Annotated in this window: 18 protein-coding genes; 10 read left to right on the top strand and 8 right to left on the bottom strand. The window is 71.1% G+C overall.

Going from position 1 to position 23,902, the window contains the following annotated elements; translation table 11 throughout:
* The 4 genes from D7V97_RS17325 to D7V97_RS17310 form a co-directional block, all read left to right on the top strand.
* Nucleotides 1-491, top strand: a 491-nt coding sequence (locus D7V97_RS17325) for a hypothetical protein (protein WP_120611753.1), incomplete at its 5' end; no start/stop codon positions are given.
* A 23-nt stretch (nucleotides 492-514) separates the two neighbouring features.
* The gene (locus tag D7V97_RS17320; RefSeq protein WP_147444841.1) at nucleotides 515-2,230 is read left to right on the top strand and encodes a hypothetical protein; all 1,716 of its coding nucleotides are present in this window, start codon (nucleotides 515-517) and stop codon (nucleotides 2,228-2,230) included.
* A gap of 30 nt (nucleotides 2,231-2,260) precedes the next feature.
* Complete coding sequence (locus tag D7V97_RS17315) at nucleotides 2,261-2,908, top strand: hypothetical protein (RefSeq protein ID WP_147444840.1); 648 nt, start codon at nucleotides 2,261-2,263, stop codon at nucleotides 2,906-2,908.
* Between the two features lie 16 nt (nucleotides 2,909-2,924).
* Nucleotides 2,925-3,941 carry a hypothetical protein gene (locus tag D7V97_RS17310; protein WP_120611749.1) on the top strand — a complete coding sequence of 339 codons (1,017 nt, stop codon included), beginning with the start codon at nucleotides 2,925-2,927 and terminating at the stop codon, nucleotides 3,939-3,941.
* Nucleotides 3,942-3,950: 9 nt separating this feature from the next.
* Here the strand turns inward: D7V97_RS17310 and D7V97_RS17305 are convergent, their stop codons facing one another.
* On the bottom strand, nucleotides 3,951-6,530 hold the full coding sequence (locus D7V97_RS17305) for a GAF domain-containing protein (protein WP_120611748.1): 2,580 nt from the start codon (nucleotides 6,528-6,530) through the stop codon (nucleotides 3,951-3,953).
* Nucleotides 6,531-6,860: 330 nt separating this feature from the next.
* Between D7V97_RS17305 and D7V97_RS17300 the strand changes: the two genes are divergently transcribed.
* On the top strand, nucleotides 6,861-8,708 hold the full coding sequence (locus D7V97_RS17300) for a potassium transporter Kup (protein ID WP_120611747.1): 1,848 nt from the start codon (nucleotides 6,861-6,863) through the stop codon (nucleotides 8,706-8,708).
* Nucleotides 8,709-9,098: 390 nt separating this feature from the next.
* Nucleotides 9,099-10,112, top strand: a complete 1,014-nt coding sequence (locus tag D7V97_RS17295) for a hypothetical protein (protein ID WP_120611746.1) — start codon at nucleotides 9,099-9,101, stop codon at nucleotides 10,110-10,112.
* Between the two features lie 6 nt (nucleotides 10,113-10,118).
* Here the strand turns inward: D7V97_RS17295 and D7V97_RS17290 are convergent, their stop codons facing one another.
* On the bottom strand, nucleotides 10,119-10,700 hold the full coding sequence (locus tag D7V97_RS17290; protein ID WP_120611745.1) for a DUF2378 family protein: 582 nt from the start codon (nucleotides 10,698-10,700) through the stop codon (nucleotides 10,119-10,121).
* Between the two features lie 177 nt (nucleotides 10,701-10,877).
* Nucleotides 10,878-11,615 carry a metallophosphoesterase gene (locus D7V97_RS17285; RefSeq protein ID WP_120611744.1) on the bottom strand — a complete coding sequence of 246 codons (738 nt, stop codon included), beginning with the start codon at nucleotides 11,613-11,615 and terminating at the stop codon, nucleotides 10,878-10,880.
* A 432-nt stretch (nucleotides 11,616-12,047) separates the two neighbouring features.
* On the opposite strand from D7V97_RS17285, the gene D7V97_RS17280 reads away from it, so the two are divergent.
* A complete protein-coding gene (locus tag D7V97_RS17280; protein ID WP_120611743.1) occupies nucleotides 12,048-13,658 on the top strand; it encodes an N-acetylmuramoyl-L-alanine amidase in 1,611 nt (536 codons plus the stop codon).
* A gap of 64 nt (nucleotides 13,659-13,722) precedes the next feature.
* Entirely contained in the window at nucleotides 13,723-14,793 is a 1,071-nt protein-coding gene (locus D7V97_RS17275) for an LpqB family beta-propeller domain-containing protein (RefSeq protein ID WP_120611742.1), read from the top strand.
* Nucleotides 14,794-14,800: 7 nt separating this feature from the next.
* Here the strand turns inward: D7V97_RS17275 and D7V97_RS17270 are convergent, their stop codons facing one another.
* The 3 genes from D7V97_RS17270 to D7V97_RS17260 all read right to left on the bottom strand — a co-directional run bounded on the left by D7V97_RS17270 (nucleotide 14,801) and on the right by D7V97_RS17260 (nucleotide 19,127).
* On the bottom strand, nucleotides 14,801-16,786 hold the full coding sequence (locus D7V97_RS17270) for an ATP-binding protein (RefSeq protein ID WP_147444839.1): 1,986 nt from the start codon (nucleotides 16,784-16,786) through the stop codon (nucleotides 14,801-14,803).
* 184 nt (nucleotides 16,787-16,970) lie between these two features.
* On the bottom strand, nucleotides 16,971-17,819 hold the full coding sequence (locus tag D7V97_RS17265; protein WP_120611740.1) for a carboxypeptidase regulatory-like domain-containing protein: 849 nt from the start codon (nucleotides 17,817-17,819) through the stop codon (nucleotides 16,971-16,973).
* A gap of 222 nt (nucleotides 17,820-18,041) precedes the next feature.
* Nucleotides 18,042-19,127, bottom strand: a complete 1,086-nt coding sequence (locus D7V97_RS17260) for a hypothetical protein (protein ID WP_120611739.1) — start codon at nucleotides 19,125-19,127, stop codon at nucleotides 18,042-18,044.
* A 186-nt stretch (nucleotides 19,128-19,313) separates the two neighbouring features.
* Between D7V97_RS17260 and D7V97_RS17255 the strand changes: the two genes are divergently transcribed.
* Nucleotides 19,314-20,300 (top strand): hypothetical protein, encoded by a 987-nt coding sequence (locus D7V97_RS17255; protein WP_120611738.1) that lies wholly within the window; start codon nucleotides 19,314-19,316, stop codon nucleotides 20,298-20,300.
* A 72-nt stretch (nucleotides 20,301-20,372) separates the two neighbouring features.
* Here the strand turns inward: D7V97_RS17255 and D7V97_RS17250 are convergent, their stop codons facing one another.
* Both D7V97_RS17250 and D7V97_RS17245 read right to left on the bottom strand, forming a co-directional pair.
* A complete protein-coding gene (locus D7V97_RS17250) occupies nucleotides 20,373-21,044 on the bottom strand; it encodes a DsbA family protein (protein ID WP_120611737.1) in 672 nt (223 codons plus the stop codon).
* 187 nt (nucleotides 21,045-21,231) lie between these two features.
* Complete coding sequence (locus D7V97_RS17245) at nucleotides 21,232-22,251, bottom strand: RimK family alpha-L-glutamate ligase (RefSeq protein WP_120611736.1); 1,020 nt, start codon at nucleotides 22,249-22,251, stop codon at nucleotides 21,232-21,234.
* Nucleotides 22,252-22,328: 77 nt separating this feature from the next.
* Between D7V97_RS17245 and D7V97_RS17240 the strand changes: the two genes are divergently transcribed.
* Nucleotides 22,329-23,762, top strand: coding sequence for a sigma 54-interacting transcriptional regulator (locus tag D7V97_RS17240; protein ID WP_199728835.1), 1,434 nt, complete (start codon nucleotides 22,329-22,331; stop codon nucleotides 23,760-23,762).
* Nucleotides 23,763-23,902: the final 140 nt, after the last annotated feature.

Here is a 23,902-nt window from a genome sequence, read left to right as displayed (position 1 = left end):
TCGCGGGGGTCGGCGGGGCGGTCGCGGTGGCCCAGGAGGATCTCTCCTTCGACATCGCGAGGGGGCAGTTCAACCTGCGGATCACGGAGGACACGGTGACGGGTCCCGAGTTCCAGGTGTCCCGGCTGCCGGGGGAGCTGCGCGGGCGGGTGACGGATCTGCCGGTGCAGTTGAAGCTGAAGGACCAGGAGGTGAAGGGGACCATCGGCACGTCCCTGGTGAACCTGGACGTGAAGAAGGAGGGCGGGGTGCTGGAGGCGAAGGGAGGCTTCTGGAGCCGCCCCGTGACGCTGAAGCTGTCGCAGGACGAGCTGACTGTGTACGTGCGCGACTGCACGTACCGGCTGAAGGCAAGGGAGCCGGGCCGGGTCTATGAAGGCAAGCGCAGCTGTGACCGCGCCTTCGTGCCGCCCACGGTGATCACCCTGCCGGCCGGCTTCTACGCGGCCTCGCCCGAGGAACAGGCGTCGCTGCTGCTCCTGGCGCTGTAATTTCCCCGTAGGCTCGGAAGGCGATGAGGCCTTCCGGAGCGGCGGTGGCGAAGTCCTGGCGCTGGATGCTGCCGGTGCTGGGATGGCTTTGGGTGTGTGGACTGTCGGCGTGCGCGAGTGATGGCGCCTACGACGTGGACCGGAGCGAAGCGTCCGTCGAAGACACGGCGGAGCCAGGCTTCACGAAGGAAGGGACGCTGGAGCGCGCCGCGTCGGTGGACGGTGCGCGCGCCCGGCAGGCCGAAGCGGACCGCGTGGTGCGCGAGCTGTGGGCGGTCGCGGGGGAGCGAGGCGTCCCGGGAGAGGCGTGGACCTTCGAGTACCAGAACCACGGAGGCGCGCTGACGCTGCTGTCCTTCCGTCGCACGGCGCAGGGACAGGGCCCCGGTGGCACTGCGAACTGGAGCGGGTTCTCCCGCGAGCTGACGCGAAGCCTGTCCACGTTGGTGGGAGTGAAGCCCCGACGCCTGCGCTTCACGTTGGAGCGGGACCTGGAGCACTGGCGCTTCGACCTGGAGACGGTGCGGGGACAGGTCGCGGCCCAGGCGAGGACGGTCGCGGAGGCGTTGCCGGGCGCGTCCGAGCCCGCGCTATCCGATGCCCTGAAGGTGGCCCATCGCCTGCTGCCTGCCCAGGCAGTCTCCCAGGAGGGACGGGTGCGCCAGCGGGCACGGCTCCACTACGAAGGCATGCGCTTGCTGGAGGAGGTCGACCCGGGCCTCTTCGAGGTGCAGGAGGGGCTGGGGCGCCAGCGTGTTCCCGCGAGTGAGGACGCGCGCATGCCGGTGGTGCTGGCGTTGCTGCCCTTCCGGAACGCGGTGGGGAGCCGCACGGTCGAAGTGGAGCTGGAGGGACAGCACGTGCGCGGCGAGGCCGAGGCACGTTGGCGGGTGGTGGCGGCGAAGACGCTCGAACCCAACGCACCCCCCGAGCCCCTGGAGGACATCGCGAAGGAGTACCGGGCGATGCAGGAGGACATCCTGCGTCACTGGCGTCAGGAGGTCGCGGACAACGCGCGCTACGCGGGGGCCTGGTCCTTTGAACAGCTCGCGTACTGGTACGTGGGCGGCTTCATCGCGAAGGGCACGCTCGGGATGTTCGAGGCCGTCGCGCCGACGGTGGTGTCGGTGCTCGGTCGGGGCGGAGCGAAGGCGGCGCAGTGGTTCCGCACGGTGTTGATCCGGACGCCACCCGCGGAGCGCGAAGCGCTGCAGCGAATCTGGATGAAGGCGGAGGCGGAAGGGATGGCCGCGCTCGGGGTGGGGGAGAAGGCAGAACTCCAAGCCCTACTGCGCGACATGGAACAGCGGCTGCGGGCGCCCCTCAAGGATCAATATGCGAAGAACAAGCTTCGGGAGTGGGCACGGCAGGAGTACTTCGACGTGCTCCAACCCCAGCTGGCGCGAACACTGGGGCCGGATCTCATGGCGACGTATCCCGTGCACCATCTTGTTCCCCTCGAATACGCGCATTTGTTCCCCCTCCGGAACATCAATGTCTCGGGCAACCTGGTGGGTGTGTCTCGTGAGGTCCATACGAGCATCAATTCGGTCTGGACCCTGGTTCGGAAGAGTCCGAGAAGCGTTTCCGCGAGCGAAGTGGATGAAGTCGCGCGCATCACTCGTAAGCACTTCGGACAGTGGTTTCACGTCGTGTACGATCCGTCGAAATCCGCAGTGGCCCTGTCCTCCGCGCAGAAGGCCGCGCTGCGGGAAGTCGAAGTCCTGCTGGGCCTTTGAGGCGCCTGCGTTTCGAGAGGAGGGATTCACGTGGCCGGGCTCGAAGTGGGATGGACGCGACTGGTGGAGACCTGCCACCGACACGGTTTCCCGGTGAGGATGGATCCGCCCGCTCTCGATGCTCCCTCCCCGGGAACACAGTGGCTCGGTGCACCGCTCGACCCGATGCTCGCCGGCCTCTATGCGCGCACGGGGCGTGCCACGTTGGGCGACTTCGTGCTGTATCGCCCGGGCTCTGGTGCGGATGGCGCACTCGACGTGAACGCTTGGATGCGCGGTCAAGGGCTGACTCCGTTCCCAGCCTGTGTCCTCTTCGGGCAGGTCGCGAACCTCGAGTACTACTACGGCGTCGTGCCAGGACTGGCGGATGCCCAAGGCGTGCAGCCCGTGCTCTACATCGATGTGCAGGAGGAGCCGCACGTGGTCCCGGTGGCTTCCAGCGTGGAGGCGCTGTTCCGCCAGCTCACGGGTTTCATGGACCTGTTGCCGGAGCAGCCCGACTTCGTCCCAGGTCGGTGCTCCACCGTGATGTTTCCCTTCGCGGCTGCTGAACTCATCGCGCAGGACCGCCCCCTCGTGGACATGATGCGCGCGGGTCGCTTCGACGGGCTCGTGACCCGGGACGAGGAGAGTCAGCGGTGGATGCAGCAGGTGCTCGACGCAAGCGGGCGTCGATGAACGACCGGGGCACGGAGTGAATCCGCGCAGGCTCTCCCTCCTCATCGCCCTGCTCGCGGGCGTGTTCGCGGTGGGCACGGCGGTGTGGCTCATGTGGCCGGGGCCGGACCTCACGTCCCAGGCCGACCTGACCCAACGGTCCGTCCACCTGGACCTGGATGACAGCGTCGCCCCCGACGATGATCCCGACGCTGCGGGAGACCTTCCTCCCGGTGTCGTCGTCCTGAGCAACGGCACCCAGCTCCCGGACGTCCCCTCCAACTGCCGCGCCGACACCCAGGCCTCGCTCGCCTGTATGGACCTCTGCTCCGCGGACGATGCGTGTCCCCCGGGCAGGGTGTGCGCGCACCACCCGGACTTCGGCTTCCGTGAATGCCGCTTGCTGCGCGGCTTCTGCGACGAAGCCTCGGACTGCGGCCTCGGGGAGACCTGCCACGCCGTGGACACCTCCGCGTCGGGCCAGCCCCTGCGCCGCTGCACCCCCTCCGGAGACCGCCTCGCCGGGGAGCGGTGCGCGACGTTCCCCCACGAGCCAGAGAACACCTGCGTCCCGGGCCTCCTCTGCATCCAGGACCGCTGCGGCCCACCGTGTGACGTGCACGACCCGGACGCCTGCGCCCCCGGGACCGAGTGCGCACCCAACGCCTACCGCGTGCGCGGCGCCTGCGTCCCCAGCTGCCGCGACCGTCCCTGCCCCCAGGGCCAGCGCTGCGCCTCGGACGCTCCGGGCGACGTGCCCTCCTGCCACCCCTTCGTGGGCCCCGCGTGCCTGGACGCCGCGCCCTGCGCGGAGAACCAGGACTGCCTGCGAGGCTTCGCGGAGCCCAGCCTCGACACCCAGGCCTTCGAATGTCGCGCCCGCTGTGACGACCGCACGCCCTGTGCCCCGGGTCTCTCCTGCGACGCGGCCAGCGGCTACTGCTTCCAGTCCTGCACCGGCGACGGCGACTGCGCCGCCCCGGAGCGCTGCCACACCCTCCACCCACGCGCCCCCCAGCGGGGCTGCGGCTTCATCGCCGAAGGCCTCCCCTGAAGGCCCGCCTCACCCGCGCGGCAGCTCCACGTTGAACGTGGAGCCCTCGCCCAGGACGCTCTCCACCTCGATGTGGCCGCCCATCGCCTCGATGATCTGCCGGGCGATCCACAGCCCCAGCCCGAAGCCACCGTAGTTGCGCTCGGACACCGCGCGCTCGAAGCGGTGGAACAGGCGCGGCAGGTGCTCGGTCGCGATGCCGATGCCGCCGTCCTTCACCCGCAGCAGCGCCTTGCTCTCCGTCACCTCCAGCTCCACGCGCACCGGGTTGCCCCGTCCGTACTTCAGCGCGTTGGACAAGAGATTGGTGATCACCTGGTCCAACCGCAGCCGGTCCCACTGCCCGCGCGCCTCCGGCGCCAGCGACAACTCCAGCGGCGTGCCCGAGCGCGCGTACTCCGGCTCGAAGCGCTCGGCCACCTCCCGCACCAGCGCGCCCAGCTCCAGCGGCACCCGCACCAGCTCCAGCTTCCCCGCGCTCAGGCGCGACACGTCCAGCAGGTCGTTCACCAGCAACGTCTGCCGCTTCACCTGCCGGTCCACCCGCTCCAGCCCGCGCTTCAGCCGCTCCGGATCGAACTGCGCCCCCGAACGCGCCAGCCCCGCCAGCAGGCTCTGCACCTGGAGCTGCAGCGCGCTGATGGGCGTCTTCAGCTCATGGCTCGCGATGGACAGGAACTCCTCGCGCAGGCGGATGGCGTGGCGCGCGTCCCGGTAGAGGCTCGCGTTGTCCAGCGCCAGCGCCGCCCGCCGCGCCAGCTCCTGCGCCAGCGCCAGGTCCTGCGCGTCGTACGCCCGCCGCGACGTGACGAACGTCAGCGCCCCCAGCGTGTGCCCCCGCACCCGCAGCGGCACGCACAGGTACGCGCACGTCCCGCCCGCCCGCGCGCACGTCGGGTCCCCCTCCGACAGCCCCGAGCGCGTCTCCGGCCGCCCCGACTGGATGACCCGCGACACCACCGCGAGCCCCGGCGGCGGCACCTCCGCGTCCGAGCCCTCGCCGGCCGTGGCCACGCACCGCACCCCGCCCGACTCGTCCTCCAGGAACACGCCGCACGTCTCCGCGTACGCCGGCACCGCCAGGTGCGCCACGCGCTCCAGCGTCTCCTCCTCCTCCAGGCACCCCGCCAGCACCCCGCCGGCCTCCGCGAGGAAGCGCTGCGCCGCTTCGCCACGCTGGCGCTCGGTGATGTCCACCATCACGCTCAGGCACTGCGGCGGACCGCTCGCCGGATGCACCCGGCCCGTCCACACCGCCACCTGCACCGCGCTGCCGTCCCGCCTGCGTCCCAACAGCGGCGCACCGTCCAGCACCGTGCCCCGCGTGGCCCGCTCCAGGCTCTGCCGGAACGCCTCCCAGTGCTCCGGCGGCACCACCGGCAGCACCTTCCCCAGCACCTCGTCCGCCGTCCACCCCAGCATCCGCTCCGCGGCCGGATTCCACAGCCGCACCGTGCCGTCAGGGTCCAACAGCATGATGGCCGCGGGGCTCGCCTGGATGATGGCCTCCAGCGTCTGGTGCGCCTCGCGCAGCGCCGCCCGCGCCCGCTGCTCCCGCTCCAACAGCCGGGCCCGCGCCAGCGCCTGCGCAGCGTGGTGCGCCACCAGCTGCAGGAACGCCCGCTCGTCGTCGTCGAACCCGTGCGGCAGGCCGAAGGTGAACACCAGCGCCCCCAGCGCGCGGCCGTCCACCACCAGCGGCAGACACGCCGACGAGGACGCGGGCCGCTCATCCCCTCCGGCCGCCAGCGCGTCCTCCGCCTCCAGCCACACCGGCCGCAGCTCCCGCAAGCACCGCGTCCCCGGCGCGTCCCCGGTGAGGGGCAGCCGCCGCAGCCGCTCCGCCGCGTCCGGCGTGCAGCCCGCGCAGCGCAGCAGCAGGGCGCTCGTCGCGTCCGGCTCCACCAGCCACAGGCCTCCGGCCTTCGCGTCCGCCACGGCCAGCCCCTGCTCCAGCACCACTTCCGCCACGCGCGCCGCGGTGAGCGCCTCCGACAGCTCCGCGGTGACGTGCTGCAGCCGGGCGAGCCTCCCCGCCGCCACCTCCGCCGCCTGCCGCGCCTGCCGCTCCGCCGCGTACGCCCGCGCCACGTCCAGCGCCATCGCCGCCCGGTCCGCCAGCTCCTGCAACAGCAGCTGCTCCCCCGGGTCGAAGGACGACGCCTCCGGTGCGTCCCGCCACACCGTCAGCGTCCCCAGCGCGCGCCCCCGGGCCCGCAGGGGCAGCACCAGCACCGCCTCCACCCCCTGCGCCTCGCCCGTGCCCAGCACCTCCTCCGCCACGCCCTCGTCCGCGCGCACCCGCTGGGACAGCAGCGCCTGGAAGCGCGCCCGCGACTCCGGCACCGCCGACGCCGACGCCACCGTGCGCAGCCACAGCCCGTCCTCCGTGAGCAGCCGCAGCGCGCAGGCCGCCCCCAGCAGCGGCACCACCAGCCCGCACAGCCGCTCCATCACCGCGGGGGGCTCCAGGGACGCGTCCGCCAGCACCCTCGAGGCCTCGGCCAGCAGCGCCAGCCGCTCTTCAATCTCCGGTGCATGCGCCCCGAACTGCCGCGCCTCGCCCAGCCTGGTTGCCACCATCGTCATGCCGCGCCCCCCGATGCCCTCCCATGGGAGCACGCTCCCGCCCGGAACGCTGTGCGTCCCAGGTCCCGCCATCCCCGCTTTCACGGATGCAGGACACCCAACCCCCGCAACCGTTGGTGGACCGCAGAGGTCTCGTTCCCCGGCCCGTCGCCCCTCGGGGCAGGGGGCGGACCGCGCACATGGGAACACCTCCGAGCGGTTGGAAAGCAAAGGAGCGGCACGGCTTCGGTTGCGGCGGCCCGGGGTTCGGCTAAAGCGGGGGCCGTGAACGCACCCTTGGTTTCGACGGCCGCCTCCTTGGAGGGGCCGGATTCTCCCAAACGCATCGCGATGCTGGCGCTGGGCGCGCTGGGCATCGTCTACGGAGACATCGGTACCAGCCCGCTGTACGCCTTGCGCGAGTGCTTCACCGGCCCGCACGGCATCGCCCCGACGCCGGCCAACGTGATGGGCGTGCTGTCGCTCATCTTCTGGTCGCTCATCATCGTCGTGTCGGTGAAGTACCTGCTGTTCGTGATGCGCGCGGACAACCGGGGCGAGGGCGGCATCCTCGCGCTGATGGCGCTGGCCATGCAGCGCCCCCGGGGCCAGTCGCACCGCGCGCGGCCGGTGCTCATCACCCTGGGCATCTTCGGCGCGGCCCTCATCTATGGCGACGGCGTCATCACCCCGGCCATGTCCGTGCTGAGCGCGGTGGAGGGCCTGAGCGTGGCCACCCCCGTCTTCCAGCCGTATGTGATTCCCATCTCGCTCGTCATCCTGGCGCTCCTGTTCCTCGTGCAGCGCAAGGGGACGGCCGGCATCGGCGCGGTGTTCGGCCCCTTCATGTGCGTGTGGTTCCTCGTCCTCGCGGTGCTGGGCGTGAAGGAGCTGCTCCACAACCCCGCGGTCCTCTGGTCGCTCTCGCCCGTGCACGCCGTGCACTTCTTCATCGACAACGGGTGGCACGGCTTCCTGGTGCTGGGCGCCGTGTTCCTGGTGGTGACGGGCGGAGAAGCGCTCTACGCGGACATGGGCCACTTCGGCGCGGGCCCCATCAAGCGCGCCTGGTTCATCCTCGTGCTGCCGTCGCTCGTCCTCAACTACCTGGGGCAGGGCGCGCTGCTGCTGCGCCACGCGGAGGCCGCCCGCAACCCCTTCTTCCTCCTCGCCCCGGACTGGGCGCTGTACCCGCTCGTTGCCCTTTCCACCGGCGCCGCCGTCATCGCCTCCCAGGCGCTCATCTCCGGCTCCTTCTCCATCACCCGCCAGGCGATGCAGCTGGGCTACAGCCCGCGCATGGAGGTCGTGCACACGTCCGCGGAGGAGATGGGGCAGATCTACCTGCCCGGCCTCAATGGGGTGCTGCTGCTGGGCGTGGTGGCGCTGGTGCTGGGCTTCGGCTCCTCCAGCCGGCTGGCGGCGGCGTACGGCATCGCGGTGACGACGACCATGGCCATCACCACGGTGCTCGCCTACATCGTGGCCCGCGAGCGCTGGAACGTCAGCCGCGCCGTGGCGCTGCCCATCGCGGGCGTGTTCCTGCTGGTGGACCTGTCCTTCTTCGGCGCCAACGCGGTGAAGATCGCCGACGGCGGCTGGTTCCCGCTCCTGCTCGCCGTCTGCATCTTCATCCTCATGACGACGTGGAAGCGCGGGCGCGACATCCTCGCGGCCAAGTTGCGCGCGTCCAGCATCAGCCTCAAGGACCTGCTGGGCAGCTTCGGGGACCACCCGCCGGTGCGCGTGCCCGGCACCGCCATCTTCATGACGGGCAACCCGGAGGGCACCCCGCCCGCGCTCCTGCACAACCTCAAGCACAACAAGGTGCTGCACGAGCAGGTGGTGCTGCTCACCATCATCGCGGAGGACATCCCCCACGTGGTGGGCGTGGAGCGCGTGGAGGTGGAGCCCCTGGAGCAGGGCTTCGTGCGCGTCATCGCCCGCTACGGCTTCATGGAGAACCCGGGCATCCCGGACGTCCTCAAGCGCTGCCGGGAGAAGGGGCTCCAGTTCCAGCTCATGGGCACCAGCTTCTTCCTGGGCCGGGAGACGCTCATCCCCACCAAGAAGCCCGGCATGGCCGTCTGGCGCGAGGCCCTCTTCTCCTGGATGAGCCGCAACGCCCGCAGCGCCACCGCCTACTTCCGCATCCCGCCCAACCGCGTCGTGGAGCTGGGAAGCCAGGTGGAGCTGTAGGGTGACGCATCCTGACTTCACCCCGCGAGAAGGAATTCTTTTGAATCCTCACCCCGCGTGCTGAAGGTGGGACAACATTTTCCCCCGTGCAAGTGACCGGAATGACTTGGGAACGGGGGAAAACCACGGGGTTGTTGTGACCCACCCCCGGTGGACACGGGACGTCAGGCGGGGGTTTACGGGCGCCCGGGGATGCCGCATCTTGCGCCGCTGTGGTCTGCGAATTCCGGTTCGGATAAAAAAATATGGTGGGGCAGCAACACTTCGGCCGATGAATCGAGAATCTTTTCGCGGGGCAGAAAAAATTCCTGTCCTGACGTAAGCAAACTTGGTTACTCTCCGGCCAGGTGTCCCCCGCCACCCGGCGTCTGAAACGAGGTCAGACTTTCCATGCTCCAGGCCATCGCCCCCGCCCCTGTGTCCTCCTCGGCTTCCTCCGCGACGTCCGCCATGCCGTGGGTGAACCGGCCGCTGATGCCGCTGTCGGAGGCCGCGCCCTACACGGTGCTGAGCGCGCAGGAGCTGTACCCGCGCATCTGCGTTCGCGATCCGTACTTCGCGCTCAAGGACGTGACGGTGCTGCCGGGTGAGGTGGTGGCGCGCGTTCCGGTGCAGATGGACCCCGACGCGCAGGCGATGCCCATCGGGCTGGGCGAGGCGGGCCGTCACCTGGCCATCCTGGGCTCGTGCGCCTCGGCGCTGGTGGCGCCCAAGGACGGCCAGCACTTCTATCTGGCGAGCGCCGCGCGCGGTCAGTGGCTGCAGCCCGCCCCCCAGGAGCGCACCACGGACCTGCTGTGGGCGCTGGCGCAGGCGGAGTACACCGGCAAGCGCACCTGCACGGCGCGCACGCTGCTGTCGCTGTCGGACGGCACGCCGCTGTTCCGGCTGGAGGTGGACTACAACGTGCTGTCCGCCGCCGCCTTCACCCGCCTGTTCGGTCAGGCGAAGCTGGAGATGCGCGCCGCGCCCCGGCCCGCGGACAACGTGCAGCGCACCCCGGAGGAGTGGGCGAAGCTGCGGCAGAACCCGTACAGCAAGCCGCTGGAGCTGACGGACTGGCAGCTGGACGGCGGCACCCTGCGCGCGTCGCTGGGCGTCACCCCGGAGCTGTGCAAGGGCCACTTCGCGATGCACCCGGTGATGCCGGTGGCCGTCGTCGCGGGCGGCATGACGCGCATGGCCACCACGCTGGGCCGTTCGCTGGAGCAGTGTGACACCGCCCGCTTCGTGGCGAAGGACGTGAAGCTGTCCGCGGACAGCCTGGCCTACGCGGGGCAGACCGTCGTCTTCGGTGCCCACCGCAAGCAGGTGCGCGGCGCCGACCACACCTTCGCCTGCACGGCGTCGGTGGGCGAGCGCGTCGTCGCGCAGCTGGATGTGACCTTCACCCGCGTGGACTGAGCTGCTTCACGCCCACTGGATGTCGTAGTCCACGCGGTCGATGCCCTGGGGTTTCGCGGTGGCCTTGCCCGTGAGGCCCAGCACCTTGAGCGAACCGGTGAGGATGCCCACGTGGTACGCGGGCGGCATCATGTCCCGGCGCATGCGCAGGGTGCCGGACTTGGTCCCCGTGGTGAGGTACTCGCGGTTGCCGTAGGACACCGCCGCGCTGTACGCCATCTGCGCGCCCGCGAAGAGCTTCTGGGGGTCGCCCCGGGAGATGATGCCGAAGATGAGCATCCCCGGTCCGGTGGAGTAGCGCGTGATGCTCACCTCGCCGCACGCCTGGAACACCGCTTCCACGGACCCGAGCGTGCCCTCCAGCAGGTCCGCCACGGCGAACAGCAGGAGCAGCAGCTCCCGCGCCGGGTACGAGCGCAGCTCCGCGTAGTCGTGGTTCAGCTCCCCGGTGCGAATCTTCTCCATCCCGGTCGCGCCCGCGTGCTGCTGCACCAGGCTGAACACGGACTTGAAGATGAGGCCTCGGACGGAATCCCCTGGCTGGAGGATGGCGATCCTGGCGGCGAGCTCGGCCTTGTCCGACGGCATGACTTCCACTCCTTGCTTCCCGCGAGAGGAAGCGGACTCCAGCTTAACGGGACACTCCCGCCTGTCGACAAAGCACCCGCACTCCAGGCCCTATCCGGTGGGACTCCCTGGTACGGCGCCCCGGGTCAGGCCGCCGGACCGACGTATCAGGTTCTATCCGTGGAGGCCCGCGCGCGCTCAGCGCTCGTCCAGCAGCATCGGGGCGAAGCCCGCGGCGTCGCACGAGGCGAGCACGTAGCGCACGCCAGCCCGCTCGCCGGTGAAGCCCGCCGCGATGCCGCCCGCGTGCAGGTGGCCGTAGACGCAGACCTTGGGGGCGAAGTCCTCGATGGGGGCGCTGAACGCGGTGGGCCGCTCGTTGGCGTACACGGGCGGGAAGTGCACCGCGACGATGCGCGTGAGCGGCGTGGGGCTGGCCTGCTCCTTCTTGCGCGCGTCCTCCAGCGACGTGGCGAGCCTGCGCGTCTCGCGCTCCACGTAGCCCGCGTCGATGGGCTCGTCGCCCATCTCGCCGCCGGGCATGGGCGGGGCCTCGGGCGCGGTCCACAGCCGGGTGCCGGCGATGACCCACGGCCCCAGCACCACCGCGTTGTTGTGCAGGAAGCCCTCCAGCGTGCGGAACGGCGCCAGCAGCTTGCGCAGCTTGGACGCGGAGTCGCCCCACCAGTAGTCGTGGTTGCCGCGCACCAGCACCTTGCGCCCCGGCCGCGCGTCCAGCCACGCCAGGTCGTCCATCACCTCCGTGGTCCGCGTGGCCCAGGAGATGTCGCCCGCGACGATGACCGCGTCCTCTGGCCGCACCCGCTCGTCCCACGCGCGTTGCAGCGGGAGCGGGTGGTCCGTCCAGCCGAAGCGGTGCATGTCCTTCTGCCGCGTGGAGGGCAGGTGCGTGTCGCCGATGCCGAAGAGCCGCATGATGCTGGCGTCATAGCGGATGGCCTGCCCGGATGTCGGCCCTTCGCGCGCCCCCTCCCCCGGGAGGCTCGCCCTGTCGGTCCGCCACTGCTTCAAATAGCGATAAATACAGGAAGCATTGTAACAATCCATTACGTCATGGATGTCCTGGAACACGTCAGTGCGACATCCGTGCACCACCCATCTCACCGGACGGAAAAGCACGTCTCGGGGATGTTGGAAATTCCATGATTTCAGGTGTTTGAAGAACTCTACGGTCCCGGGAGGATTTGGGGAAGTGGTGCATGGATGCACCGATGCGGAAGAAAACTAGACGAAGGTAACGGGCTGGAAGGGTCTGGCACGCATGGTGCTGTAGAAGCGACGCCGGTCTCTCCCGTGGGAATGCGGGGGCGGCCCGTGGAGTCCCTCCCCCGACTTTGGAGTCCCCTCATGTCAACGTTCCGCAATCCGTTCGCGGCGGCAGCCGCCGCCCTGGTGCTGTCCGCGTGTGGTCCCCAGGCGCAGCCCACGGAGACGCCCGCCCCCGCCGAGACGCCGTCGCAGCCGTCGACGGACACGGCCGGCAGCAGCCAGCCGCGCGAGCTGGATCCGCTGTTCGCCCAGGCCGCCCAGGAGTTCAGCGTCCCGGCGGAGCTGCTCAAGGCGGTCTCCTATTCGGAGACGCGCTGGCAGATGGTGAAGGGCACGGAGGAGTTCCCGGGCCAGTCGCCCGCGTTCGGCCTGATGGCGCTGCGTGGCGCGGACCTGGAGCAGGGCGCGGCGCTGGCGGGCGTGTCGGTGGAAGCGGCGCGCACGGACGCGGCGGCGAACATCCGCGCGGGCGCGGCGCTGCTCTCCCGTTTCGCGACGGAGGCGAACGTGGAGCGTGGGGACCTGGGCGCGTGGGCGTCCGTGGTCGCGCGGCTGAGCGGCATCCGCAACCCGGACGCGCAGGCGGAGCACGTGCACCGCGGCGTGTACGGGGTGCTCAACGAGGGCGCGGTGGCGCTCAACACGGACGGTTCGGTGGCGGCGTCCCTGGAGCCCGTGAAGGTGGAGGCGAAGTTCGCCCGCCCGCAGGTGAGGGCGATGGCGGCGGGCCCGGACTACGCGGCGGCCATCTGGCATCCGTCGCCCAACTACAACGCGCGCCCCACGGGCGCCGGTGGCGACCCGTCGATGATCATCATCCACACCTGTGAGGGCAACTACGCCGGGTGCTGGGGCTGGCTCGTCAACCCCGACGCCGGCGTGAGCGCGCACTACGTGGTGAACGAGAGCGGCAGCGAGGTCTCGCAGCTCGTGCGCGAGTCCAGCCGCGGCTGGCACATCGGCGCCACCTACGACTGCAACCTCAACGGCGGCAAGGAGTGCTGGCTCAACGGCACGTCGGCCAACAACTTCACCATCGGTATCGAGCACGGCGGCTTCGCCAGCCAGACGAGCTTCCCGGCGGGGCAGATCGATGCGTCCGCGAAGCTGTCGTGCGACATCGCGCGCGACAACGCCATCGTGAAGGACAGCTACCACATCGTGGCGCACGGCCGCCTGCAGCCCGCGACGCGCACGGACCCGGGTCCCAACTGGCCGTGGTCGACGTACATCAGCAAGATCAACGGCTACTGCGGCACCGTGTCGTCCGGTGAGATCATCGTCGACAGCAACAGCGCCAACAACGACGCGGCCAAGGCCCGCTTCGAGCTGACGGGCGCGTGGACGGCGGGCTCCAGCGCCGGCTACTACGGCAGCGGCTACTACTTCGCGGCCACGGAGGCCGTCTCCGCGCCGGCGACGTTCTGGTTCTACCTGCCCACCGCGCAGACGCGCACGGTGGACGCCTGGTGGGTGGCGGGCACGAACCGCTCCAGCGCCGCGGCGTTCATCTCCTTCAACGCCGAGGGCGCCAACCTGGGCACGGCGACCGTGGATCAGCAGATCAACGGCGGCAAGTGGGTCGCGCTGGGCACGTACAACTTCAGCGCGGGCTGGAACAAGGTGCAGCTGAGCCGCTGGCAGGCCGCGGGCTCGGTGGTCATCGCCGACGCCCTCCGGGTGCGCTGACGTGACGCGGGGCCTTGAACGGAAGCCGCGTTTCGGGCCCCTCCGGGCACGGCGCTGGTGGGTCGTGCTCGGGTTGCTGGGTGCCGTGGGTTGCGAGGGCCGCTGTGGCGGCGCCGCGACCCCGGCCCCCGGTGTCCCTTCCCCATCGCAGTCCCTCTCCGAGGCGGAGCGGCGGGCCCTGCCGGGCACCATCGTCTTCCTCTCCGAGCGGGCAGGACAGAAGGACGTGTGGCGGGTGACGCCCACGGGAGAGGAGGCGCAGGTCACCTCCGCGCCGGAGGACGAATACCCCGGCCCGCCGTCGCCGGACGGCCGCACGCTGCTGGTGGTGGCGTCGGGGGAGGCGAACGGGCGCGTGTTCCAGCAGCTGCGCGCGCAGCCCCTGTCGGGAGGTCCCGCGGTGGGGCTGCATCCGCCCCGGCCCCGCGCGCGCAACGCGAGCTGGGGCCCGGACGGCACGTGGCTCGTCACCGAGTCGGACGCGCAGGGCTTCAGCGACGTGGTGCGCCTGTCGCCCACGGCGAACGCGGTCGACACGCCGGTGACGCGCGTGAAGCAGGGCTGCTTCGAGCCGGCGGTGTCCCCGGACGGCCGCGAGGTCGCCTGCGTGTGCAGCGGCGAGGGCGACCCGGAGGTCTACGTCTACCGCGCGGACGGCACGGGCGAGCCGCGCCGCATCACCACGTTCTACATGGAGGACCGGTCGCCGCAGTGGAGCCCGGACGGCAGGTGGCTCGCGTTCGTGAGCAACCGCGAGCGCCGGGAGCGGGTGTACCTGGTGCGGCCGGACGGCTCCGACCTGCGCGCCCTGTCCGGCGAGGGCTTCGCGGGCGACGAGCGCGAGGCGGCCTTCAGTCCGGACGGCCAGCGCGTGGCGTACGTGGCGCGGTCGGAAGACGGGAAGAGCCGCATCTGGGTGGCGACGGTGGCGGGCGGCGCCCCGGTGGCGCTGACGGACGGAACCCACCGCGACGACATGCCGGCGTGGAGCCCGGACGGCAAGGCCCTGGTGTTCGTCTCCGAGCGCGACGGCGACACCGACCTGTACCTCATGCGCGCGGACGGCACGGGGCAGACGCGGCTCACCAAGGCGAAGGGCGCGGACTGGCTGCCCCGCTGGTTCGTCCCGCGCTGAGCGGCTTTCAGCCCGCCCGCTGCCTCCCCGTGGCGGGCCCGGTGATCGCGGCTCCGGTGCTGGCGACGGCGACCTCCAGCGGCACGCTGAAGAAGAAGGTAACGCCCCGGTCCGGCTCGCTCTCCACCCAGATGTGGCCGCCGTGGGCCTCCACGATGAGCCGGCTGATGTAGAGCCCCAGGCCCAGCCCCTTGCCGTCCGCGGAGCGGCCGTCCTCGGTGCGGTAGTACTTGTCGAACAGGTGGGCGGCGTCCTGGGTGGACAGGCCCGCGCCCTGGTTGCTCACCGACACCACGGCCTGCTCGTGCGCGGTGGACAGGCGCACGTCCACCGGCGTGCCCTGGGGGCTGTACTTGATGGCGTTGGTGAGCAGGTTCGTCACCACGCGCTCCAGCCGCGCCGCGTCCAGTGGGATGGGCGGCAGCGGAGCCTCCAGGTGCAGCCGGAAGCGCTCGCGCGCGTCGGGGGGCACGTCGCGCTCCAGCACCTCTTCCAGGAAGCGGCCCAGGTCGCGTGACTCGCGGCGCAGGTCCACGCGGCCCGACTCCAGCCGCGAGCCCTCCAGCAGCTCTTCAATCATCGTGTTCATCCACTCCACGTTGTGGATGATGGCCTGGGCCATGTGGCCCTCGCGCTCCAGCTTCCGCTCGTGCAGCGCGCGCTGGAGCAGGTGGGCGCGCAGGTTGATGGTGCTCAGCGGGTTGCGCAGGTCGTGCGAGATGAGGCCCACGTACTCCTCGCGCAGCTTCTCCAGCTCCCGGCGCTCGGTGACGTCGCGCAGGGTGGCGATGAGCGTGGCGTCCGCCGCGCCCTCCAGCGGGCTCAGGCGCACCTCCAGCGGCACGCTGGTGCCGTCCTGGCGCCGCCCCGTCACCATCCGCCCACCGGTGGCGCGCGGAGGCGTGTGGGTGGACGGCCCATAGAGGCCCTGGGGCACCAGCAGCTCCACCTCGCGGCCCAGCAGGGCTTCGCGGCGGTAGCCGAACACGCGCTCCGCTTCCGCGTTGGCGAAGCGCAGCCGGCCGTGGGCGTCCACCACCACCATCGGGTCGGGCGCGGTGTCGAGGAAGGTGCGGAAGCGCGCCTCGGACGCCTCCAGCGCGCTGTTGGCTTTGCGCCGCTCGGTGTCCAGCAGGTCCAGCGCGCGCGCGGCCAGCAGCACCAGCGTGGCGCCACCGGCGGCCACCACCGTGGCGAAGAGGGGGAACTTCGCCTCGTGGCTCAGCGTGCCGGACAGGTGCATCAGCACCAGCGTCAGCCCCAGCACGGGCGGCCCCATCAGCGTCACTGGCACCAGCCGCCGCGCCACGAAGCCGCCCAGCGTGTCGCGCGTCAGCCGCGCCATCAGCCCCAGGTCCGGCCGGGCGCACAGCGTGCCCACGGCGAGGAGCACCAGCACGCAGGTGGTGTGCAGCCCCATGCTGCGCTCGTGGAAGAACGGCGCGGCGGCGGACGTCACCAGCGGGCCCAGCAGGAAGCTGTTGAGGCCCAAGAGCGCCGCCATCAGTGTGAGCGCCACCAGGCCATCCGACCACGACAGCCGCGCTTCGCTGCCCCGGTCCAGCAGGGCCAGCGCCGGGCCCAGGAGCATCAGGCACAGCGACGTCAGGGGCGAGGTCGTGAAGCCGGGCGGCGGGAGGCCCTCCTCACCGAAGGGGCGCAGGAACAGCGCGTCCAGGCCCCCGCTGTCGACCGTGAGGACGACGACGTCCAGGAGGCCTGCCGCGCCCAGGACGGCGGTGGCCCACGCCAGCACCGAGCCCAGGTGGCGGCGGGCAGGGCTTACGTCGCGCCGCAGGCGCAGGGCCAGCGCGGCGCCCCCCAGCATCAGCCCCAGCGCTTCGACAGGCCGCATCGCGGGCAGCGCGGCGCCCATGGACTTGAGCACCATGACGTCCAGGGCCCAGCCCACCCACACGAGCAGGCCCACGAGGCAGGCGGCAGCCGCGGCGCTTCGCGCAAGGGCACGGACCAACGCCGTGCTTCGTGGCATGGAACGGCCGCTCATTGTCCGCGCCCCCCCGGAACGCCTGCACTGCATCTTGCCACAACATCACGTGCCGCGGGCCGCTGGGGCAATGCGACGCCAGGGCCGTCCCATGTCCAGGAAGGACAGGGATGTCCGACTTTTCAGGACCTCAAGGATGGGGGCGGGCGGAGGCGCTGTCGAGGGGAAACTACGGCGCGTAGCGTCCCGGATACAGGGTGAGCACGACGCCCAGGCCGGGCCCGGCGTCCACGTTGCGGGGCACGTAGGTGTCGGAGCCCTCCACGGACAGCTGGAAGGACTCCACGCCGGAAGCGGAGTGCACGTAGAGGAACAGGCCGTGGGACGCGGTGCCCGCCTGGTTCACGGAGGTGAGGTCCTCGGACGGGTAGTAGATGCGCTCCGCCAGCTCGGCGCGGTCGAGCGCCACGCGCACGCCGCTCACGGGCTGGCCCTGGAGGTCCACCACGCGCCCGAGCACGAAGCCCGCGGCGGTCAGGGTGGAGGCCTGGTCCCCGGTGAGGCCCCGGAGGCGGGGCTCGCCCACGGCGGAGCCCAGCTGGTCCACGAAGGCGACGGGCAGGGCCCACGCCTTCGCGTCGATGATGTCCGTGCGCGGACGGGTGCCGGTGAAGGCGGTGTCGTAGATGAGGGTGGTGCTGCGCACGAGCCCTTCGTGCGCGAGGCCCACCGCGAGCCCCTGGTGGACGTCGCGCACGGGCACGTCGGTGATGCGGAAGGTGCCGTCCTCGGACACCTCGCCCGTGCCGAAGGTGGCGGATGCGTCGTTGACGGCCACGCGCAGCGGCTCCTCCACGCTCAGCGCCATCCCGGCCAGCGCGGGCGCTGGCGCCCCCCGGCCCACGGCCTCCGGGAACACCGCGGCCTGGCCGCTGACGAGGATGCGAAGGTTCTCCAGATCCACGGCCTCGGCGTCCTCGGTCCGCACGCCAGGGTCCGGTGTGAAACCGCCGTCGCCACAGGCCAGTGCCGCCAGCCCGAGCACGGCACCACCCGCCGCCCGAATGAATTGTTTCATCGCGGCGCAACATCGTCACGGTCCGCCGCGATCGCAATCCGCTCCGGGGCCGGGTCCGTCCCCTGGACGACGCCGCGCTGCGCTGGAGGGCCGGGTGCGCCGGACGTCGCGGGCCCTGGATGTTGAAAACACGTCGGCACCGGGAGCCTGCCTTCCGCTGATGGCGGAAGGCCGCGCCCGGTGCCGGGGTTCCTGCACGGGAGGAGGGGGAGGAGGAAGCGCCTACCAGCGCGTCCCGTTCCTGCTGCTGCTGTTGTTGTCGGAGGAACCGGAGCTCTTGCCCGTGTTCCAGCCGCCACTGCTGCTTCCGCTGCTCCGCCCGCTGCTGCCGCCACTGCTTCCGCTGCTGCTGCCGCCACTGCTTCCGCTGCTGCTCCGGCTGCCGCCGCTGCCCCAGCCACCGTTGCCGCTGCTGCTCCCACTGCTGCTCCGGTCGCTGCCGCTGCTGCTGCTCCCACTGCTGCCGCCGCTGCTCCGGCCGCTGCCGCTGTTGCCCCAGCCACCACCGTTGCCGCTGCCGCTGCCGCTGCCGCTGCTCTGGTCGCTGCCGCTGCTGCTGCTGCCGCTGCTCCGGCCGCTGCCGCTGCCGCTGTTGCCCCAGCCGCCGTTGCCGTTGCCGCTGTTGCCACGGGAGCTGTCGTTGTCGTCGTCACGGCTCTTGCTGCCCGGGGTGCCCCAGCCGCTCTTGTTGTCGTCGTTGTCCCGCGAGCTGTTCGCGGCGGGGGCGCCGTTGCTGCGACCCCAGCCATTGCTGGAGCCACTGGGGGGACGGGCGCCGGTGCCATTGCCGCCCGGAGGCGCCCGGCGGCCCACGTTGGTGTCCCCATTGCGAGGGGCCGGAGCGGACCGCGAGGGGCCGGAGTTGTAGCGGACGTTCCCGGCGGAGGCCGCGTGGCTCCGGTCCCACCGGTAGCCGCGGCTGCCGCGGTCATACGAGTACCCGCCGCCCCACGAGCCATGCGGGTAGAAGTCGTGCGAGTGGCGCCCGTGGTAGCTGCAGTAACCGCCGTTGGGGACCGGGTGGTAGTCCCAGTACCAGACGACCGTCGGGCCCTGGTAATAGTAGACGTCGTCCGTGTAGTAGTAGGACGTCTGGGGCGGCTGGTAGTCGTGGACGTGGCCGTAGTCCTCCGGGCACCACCCGCCGCCGTAGTCGTCGGGGACGGGATGCGCGCCGGCGAACCGGTACTGCGCCACGGGCTCGACATAGGCGACGCGGCGGACGGGGCGGTGCGAGTGGGCCTCCACGACACAGCCGGTCCCCATCAGCAGGGCCACGGGGACGACCAGGGCGAGCAAGCGGTTCATGAGGAATCTCCTGGCGCGGAAGTGGACCCCCAATGCGTCCCGCTCCGCAACCTCTTGGCCCCAATGACGGCCCGGCGCCCCATTAATTCATCCCGGACGTCCGCCTGCCCGCAAGGAGGGGGAGGGCCGCCGCTGATATGACGCAGGAGACGTGGCCTCCGGGGGCCGCGCCTGGGAGAGACATCGATGTCGGACATGGATTTCGGAAGGGGGGCGGGGCCGACCTGCGCGCTGCACCCCCTGCGGGGCGCCACGGGCACCTGCGCGCGGTGCGGCAACTTCATGTGCGACACCTGCAGCGAGGGGGGCACCTCCTCGCGCTGCCCCACGTGCCGGGAGCGCTCCGGCCTGACGTTCCCGCTCCACCGGGACAACTGGAGCGTCGGCGCGCTGTGGAACGTGTGCTGGGCGGCCTTCCAGCGCGAGTGGGGCATGCTGTCGCTCGGGGCGTTGATCAGCATTGGCGTGTCTGGCGGCGCGCAGTTGATGGTCAACGTGGGCCTGGGCATTGGCGCGGCGGTGGACAGCGCCGCGCTCTCCGTCGTGCTGGCCGGTCTGGGCTTCCTGGCCCAGCTCGTGGTGCAGGGGCTGGTGCAGCTGGGCCTCCTGCGCGTGTGCTTCGACGTGCTGCACGGCGGGCGCGCGGACCTGGGGCGCCTCTTCAGCCAGATGCACAAGGTGATCCCCTACCTGCTCACGCTGCTCCTCATCACCGTCATCGTGGTGGTGCCACTGATCATCGTGGGGGCGCTGGGGTTCCTTGCGGTCCTGGGCACCGGGGCCCTGAGCGGCCTGTCCGCGAACCCGTCGAGCAGCGAGGTGATGAACGTCCTGGGGTCGGTCCTGGGCGTCCTGGGGTTGCTGCTGGTGGTGATGACGGTTCCGCTCTTCTACGTGCTGCTCCCGCTGTACCTCATCCAGCCGGAGCTCACGTACGCGGAGGTGCCGCCGTCGCCCATGGAGCTGCTGCGGCGCTGCTGGGCGCTCGCGCGGGGACAGCGCCTCGCCATGGTGGGCGTGAGCCTCATCACCATCGTGTTGATGCTGGGGGGCCTCATCGCATGCTGCGTGGGCCTCATCCCCGCCATGGCCCTGGGCCAGCTGCTCGTCGCGGGGATGTATCTGGCGCTGCGCCCCCGGTCGGACGAGGACGCGGGACCGCTGCCGGGCTGAAGGCGTGCCCCACGCTCCCCACGCGCGCCTTCTTCGGGAACGAAGGCGCGCGGGGTGCGGGGGACGGCTTCTTCAGTGCACCAGTCGTTCGGAGGAGCCGGAGCGGGGCGTGGTCACCTTGCCGAGGCACGCGAGGATGTGCTCGCGGTACTCGGTGAGCTCACGCAGGCCGCACAGCATCCAGCGGCCGCCGATGACGAGCGTGGGCACGCCCCTCACGCCGCGGCTGCCGGCCAGCCGGTGCTCGTCGTAGATGAGCCGGCGCGTCTCCTCGGAGCGGAAGGCCGCGGAGAACTGGTTCATGGACAGGCCCACGCGCGACGCGAGCTCGAACACCACGTCCGAGCGGGACACGTTGACGCCCTGCTCCAGCGCCGCGCGTTGCATGGCCCGCGCGAGGAAGGCGCGCGCCTGCGGCCCCTGCAACCTCGCGGCTTCCAGCGCCGCCAGGGCCGGCACACTGGAGCGGGGTGGATCTCCCCCCAGCCACAGGTCCGTGGAGAGCAGCGCGGCGGTGGGGTCGGCTTCGCGCTGCGCGCGCTTCACCTCCTCCACCAGACCGCGCACTTCGCGCTCCGTGGGCAGCACGTCGTGCAGCCGCAGGGGATAGGGCCGCACGCTCCAGCGGACGGCTTCGCCGAACTCCTGGCGAAGCACGTCCAACCGCAGGTCGGCGAGGTAGCACCAGGAACACAACACATCCTGGTAGACGGTGATCTGCAGCGGCTTGTGCAGCGTTTTCATCGGGGGTCGCCAGATTAGAGGCGCATCCCCGTCGCTGCCAACACCCCCGGACAATCCGCGCCCGTTGGCATTCCCGTATTCCTGTCGAGCATGCAAGGCACCGTGCGCACCGTGAGCCTTCACACGCCCGGTGTGAAGCAGGCGGGCAGGCACGGATCCGCGTCCGCGCGCCTGCTTCCACGCGCCTTTACGAGGCGCGACCCGCCCGCGCGAGCAGCGCACCGGCCCGGGTCCCCGCGTACACCAACGCGTGCTCCACGATGGTGCCGGCGATGTCCTGGCCCGTGGCGCCCTCCAGGCCCTCGAAGCCGGGGCTGGAGTTGATCTCCATCAGGCGCGGGCCTTCACGGCCCTCCAGCATGTCCACGCCCGCGACCTCCAGCCCGATGATGCGCGCGGCCTTCACCGCGGCCTCCATATAGGCAGGGGGCAGGACGATGGCGCGGCCCTCGCCGCCGCGGTGGATGTTGGAGCGGAACTCGCCCGTCTTCGCCTTGCGGCGCATGGCGCCCACCACCGTGTCGCCCACCACGAGCGCGCGCACGTCGCGGCCCTCGCTCTCCGCGACGAACTCCTGGAGGACGATCTCCTGGCCCAGGTCCCAGAAGGTGTCGAGGATGGTCTGCACCTCCGGCAGCGTGTGGGCGATCATCACGCCCACGCCCTGGGTGCCCTTGATCAGCTTGATGATGACGGGCAGGCCCCCCACCTCCTGCACCAGCTTGCGCACGTTGCCGCGGTCATGCGCCATCACCGTCCGGGGCATGTCCAGGCCCGCGCGGGCGAGGAACTGGAGCGCGCGCAGCTTGTCGCGGCTGCGCGCGATGGCCGTGGGCGGGTTGAGCACCGGCACGTCCATCATCTCGAAGTGGTTCACCACCGCCAGGCCGTACGCGGTGATGGACGCGCCAATGCGGGGGATGACGACGTCCACGCCCTTCACCTCCGCCCCGCGGTACGTCATGCGCGGCCGGCCCTGGGCCAGCATCAGGCAGCAGCGCAGCGTGTCGAAGACGAGCGCCCGGTGCCCGCGGGCCTTGATGGCCTCCACCAGCCGGCGCGTGGAGTACAGCGAGCGCTTCCGGGAGAGGATGGCCACGGTCTTCTTCGCGCGGGGCCGCCGCGGACGCGGTGCGTCGCCACGCTCGGGTGCCTGTGCTCCAGGCGTGACGGGCGCCTTCTTCGACTTCGCTTTTCGGGGGGGCATGCGGGGCGCGGGACACTAGCACGCACCGGCTGTCAGGCATGGCGCGTGGGCGCCCTTTGCTATCCTCGCGTTCACTGATGACCGCCTCCAACCCGCATCCCGACGACATCCACACGAATCCAGGCGATGTCGGCCTCGAGTTGTCGTCCCAGTCCCCCCTGCTCGGGGAGACGCTGGTGGTGGATCCGCGCGCCACCCTGAAGCTCCACAAGTGTCGGCTGCTGGTGACGTCCGGACCGGACACCGGGCGCTCCATGGCCAGCGACAAGGAGCGGCTGCGCTGTGGGGCCCACCCGGGCAACGACCTGGTGCTGGTGGAGGACCGCACGGCGAGCCGCCACCACTTCGAGGTCCAGCACACCGAGCGCGGCTACCTGCTGGTGGACCTCAACTCCACCAACGGCACCTTCCTGGACGGGCGGCGCATCGAACGGGCCTACCTGTCCCCGGGCTCGCAGATCCGCGCCGGCTCCTCCGTCATCACCTTCGCGCCGCTGGACGAGGAGGGCGCGGTGGAGCCCGACCGCGAGGGCGAGCTGTGCGGCATGGTGGGCCAGAGCGTGAACATGCGGCAGGTGTTCGGGCTCATCAAGCGCATCGCGCCCATGGACGTGTCCGTCATCATCCAGGGCGAGACGGGCACCGGCAAGGAGCTGGTCTCCACCGCCATCCACGAGCTGTCCGGCCGCAGGAAGGGCCCGCTGGTGGTGCTGGACTGCGGCGCCATTCCGCCCAACCTCATCGAGAGCGAGCTGTTCGGCCATGAGAAGGGCGCCTTCACCGGCGCGGTGTCCGGCCGCCCCGGCGCCTTCGAGCGCGCGCAGGGCGGCACCATCTTCCTGGACGAACTGGGAGAGCTGCGCCTGGACCTGCAGCCCAAGCTGTTGCGCGTGCTGGAGAACCGCGAGGTGCGCCGGGTGGGCGGCAACGACGTCATCGAGGTGGACGTGCGGGTCATCGCCGCGACCCACCGGGACCTGGTGAAGGAGATCGCCGCGGGCAACTTCCGCGAGGACCTCTACTTCCGCCTGTCCGTCATCAACATCCAGCTGCCGCCCCTGCGCCAGCGCCGCGACGACATCCCGCTCATCCTCAAGCAGGCCCTGGCGGAGCCGGAGGTGGTGGACAAGCACGGCCGCAAGCGCTTCTCCGCGGAGGCCCTGGGCCTGCTGATGGCCTACGCGTGGCCCGGCAACGTGCGCGAGCTGATGAACGTGCTGTCGCACGTGCTGACCTTCTCCGAGGGCGAGGAGATCCTCCCCTCGCACCTGCCCCCGCGCGTCCGGGGTCAGGCCCGCGAGGGGCCGCTGCCCTTCAACGAGCACCTGGCCTTCAAGGACGCCAAGGAGCAACTGCTGGAGAACTTCGAGCGCGAGTACGTCACCAGCGTCCTCACCCGCTGCGAGGGCAACCTCTCCCGCGCGGCGCGTGAAAGTGGCCTGCACCGGAAGTCCATCGAGCGGCTGGTGAAGAAGTATCAGCTGGACGCCAAGGGCCTGAAACCCCGTTGAAACATCGCGTCAGCTGGCGTCCCCGGGGAGGACCCCCTCCGATTTCCCCCGGGACCCGCTCTCTGCGACAATCCAGACCCCCCTGGCCACCGACGCAGTGTGTCGGCGGTCACTTGACGGATACTGCGCGGTCCCCCCCT

It is taken from the genome of Corallococcus sp. CA053C, assembly GCF_003611675.1.
Taxonomy (GTDB): Bacteria; Myxococcota; Myxococcia; order Myxococcales; family Myxococcaceae; genus Corallococcus.
This window is presented reverse-complemented; position numbering and strand designations above follow the sequence as displayed.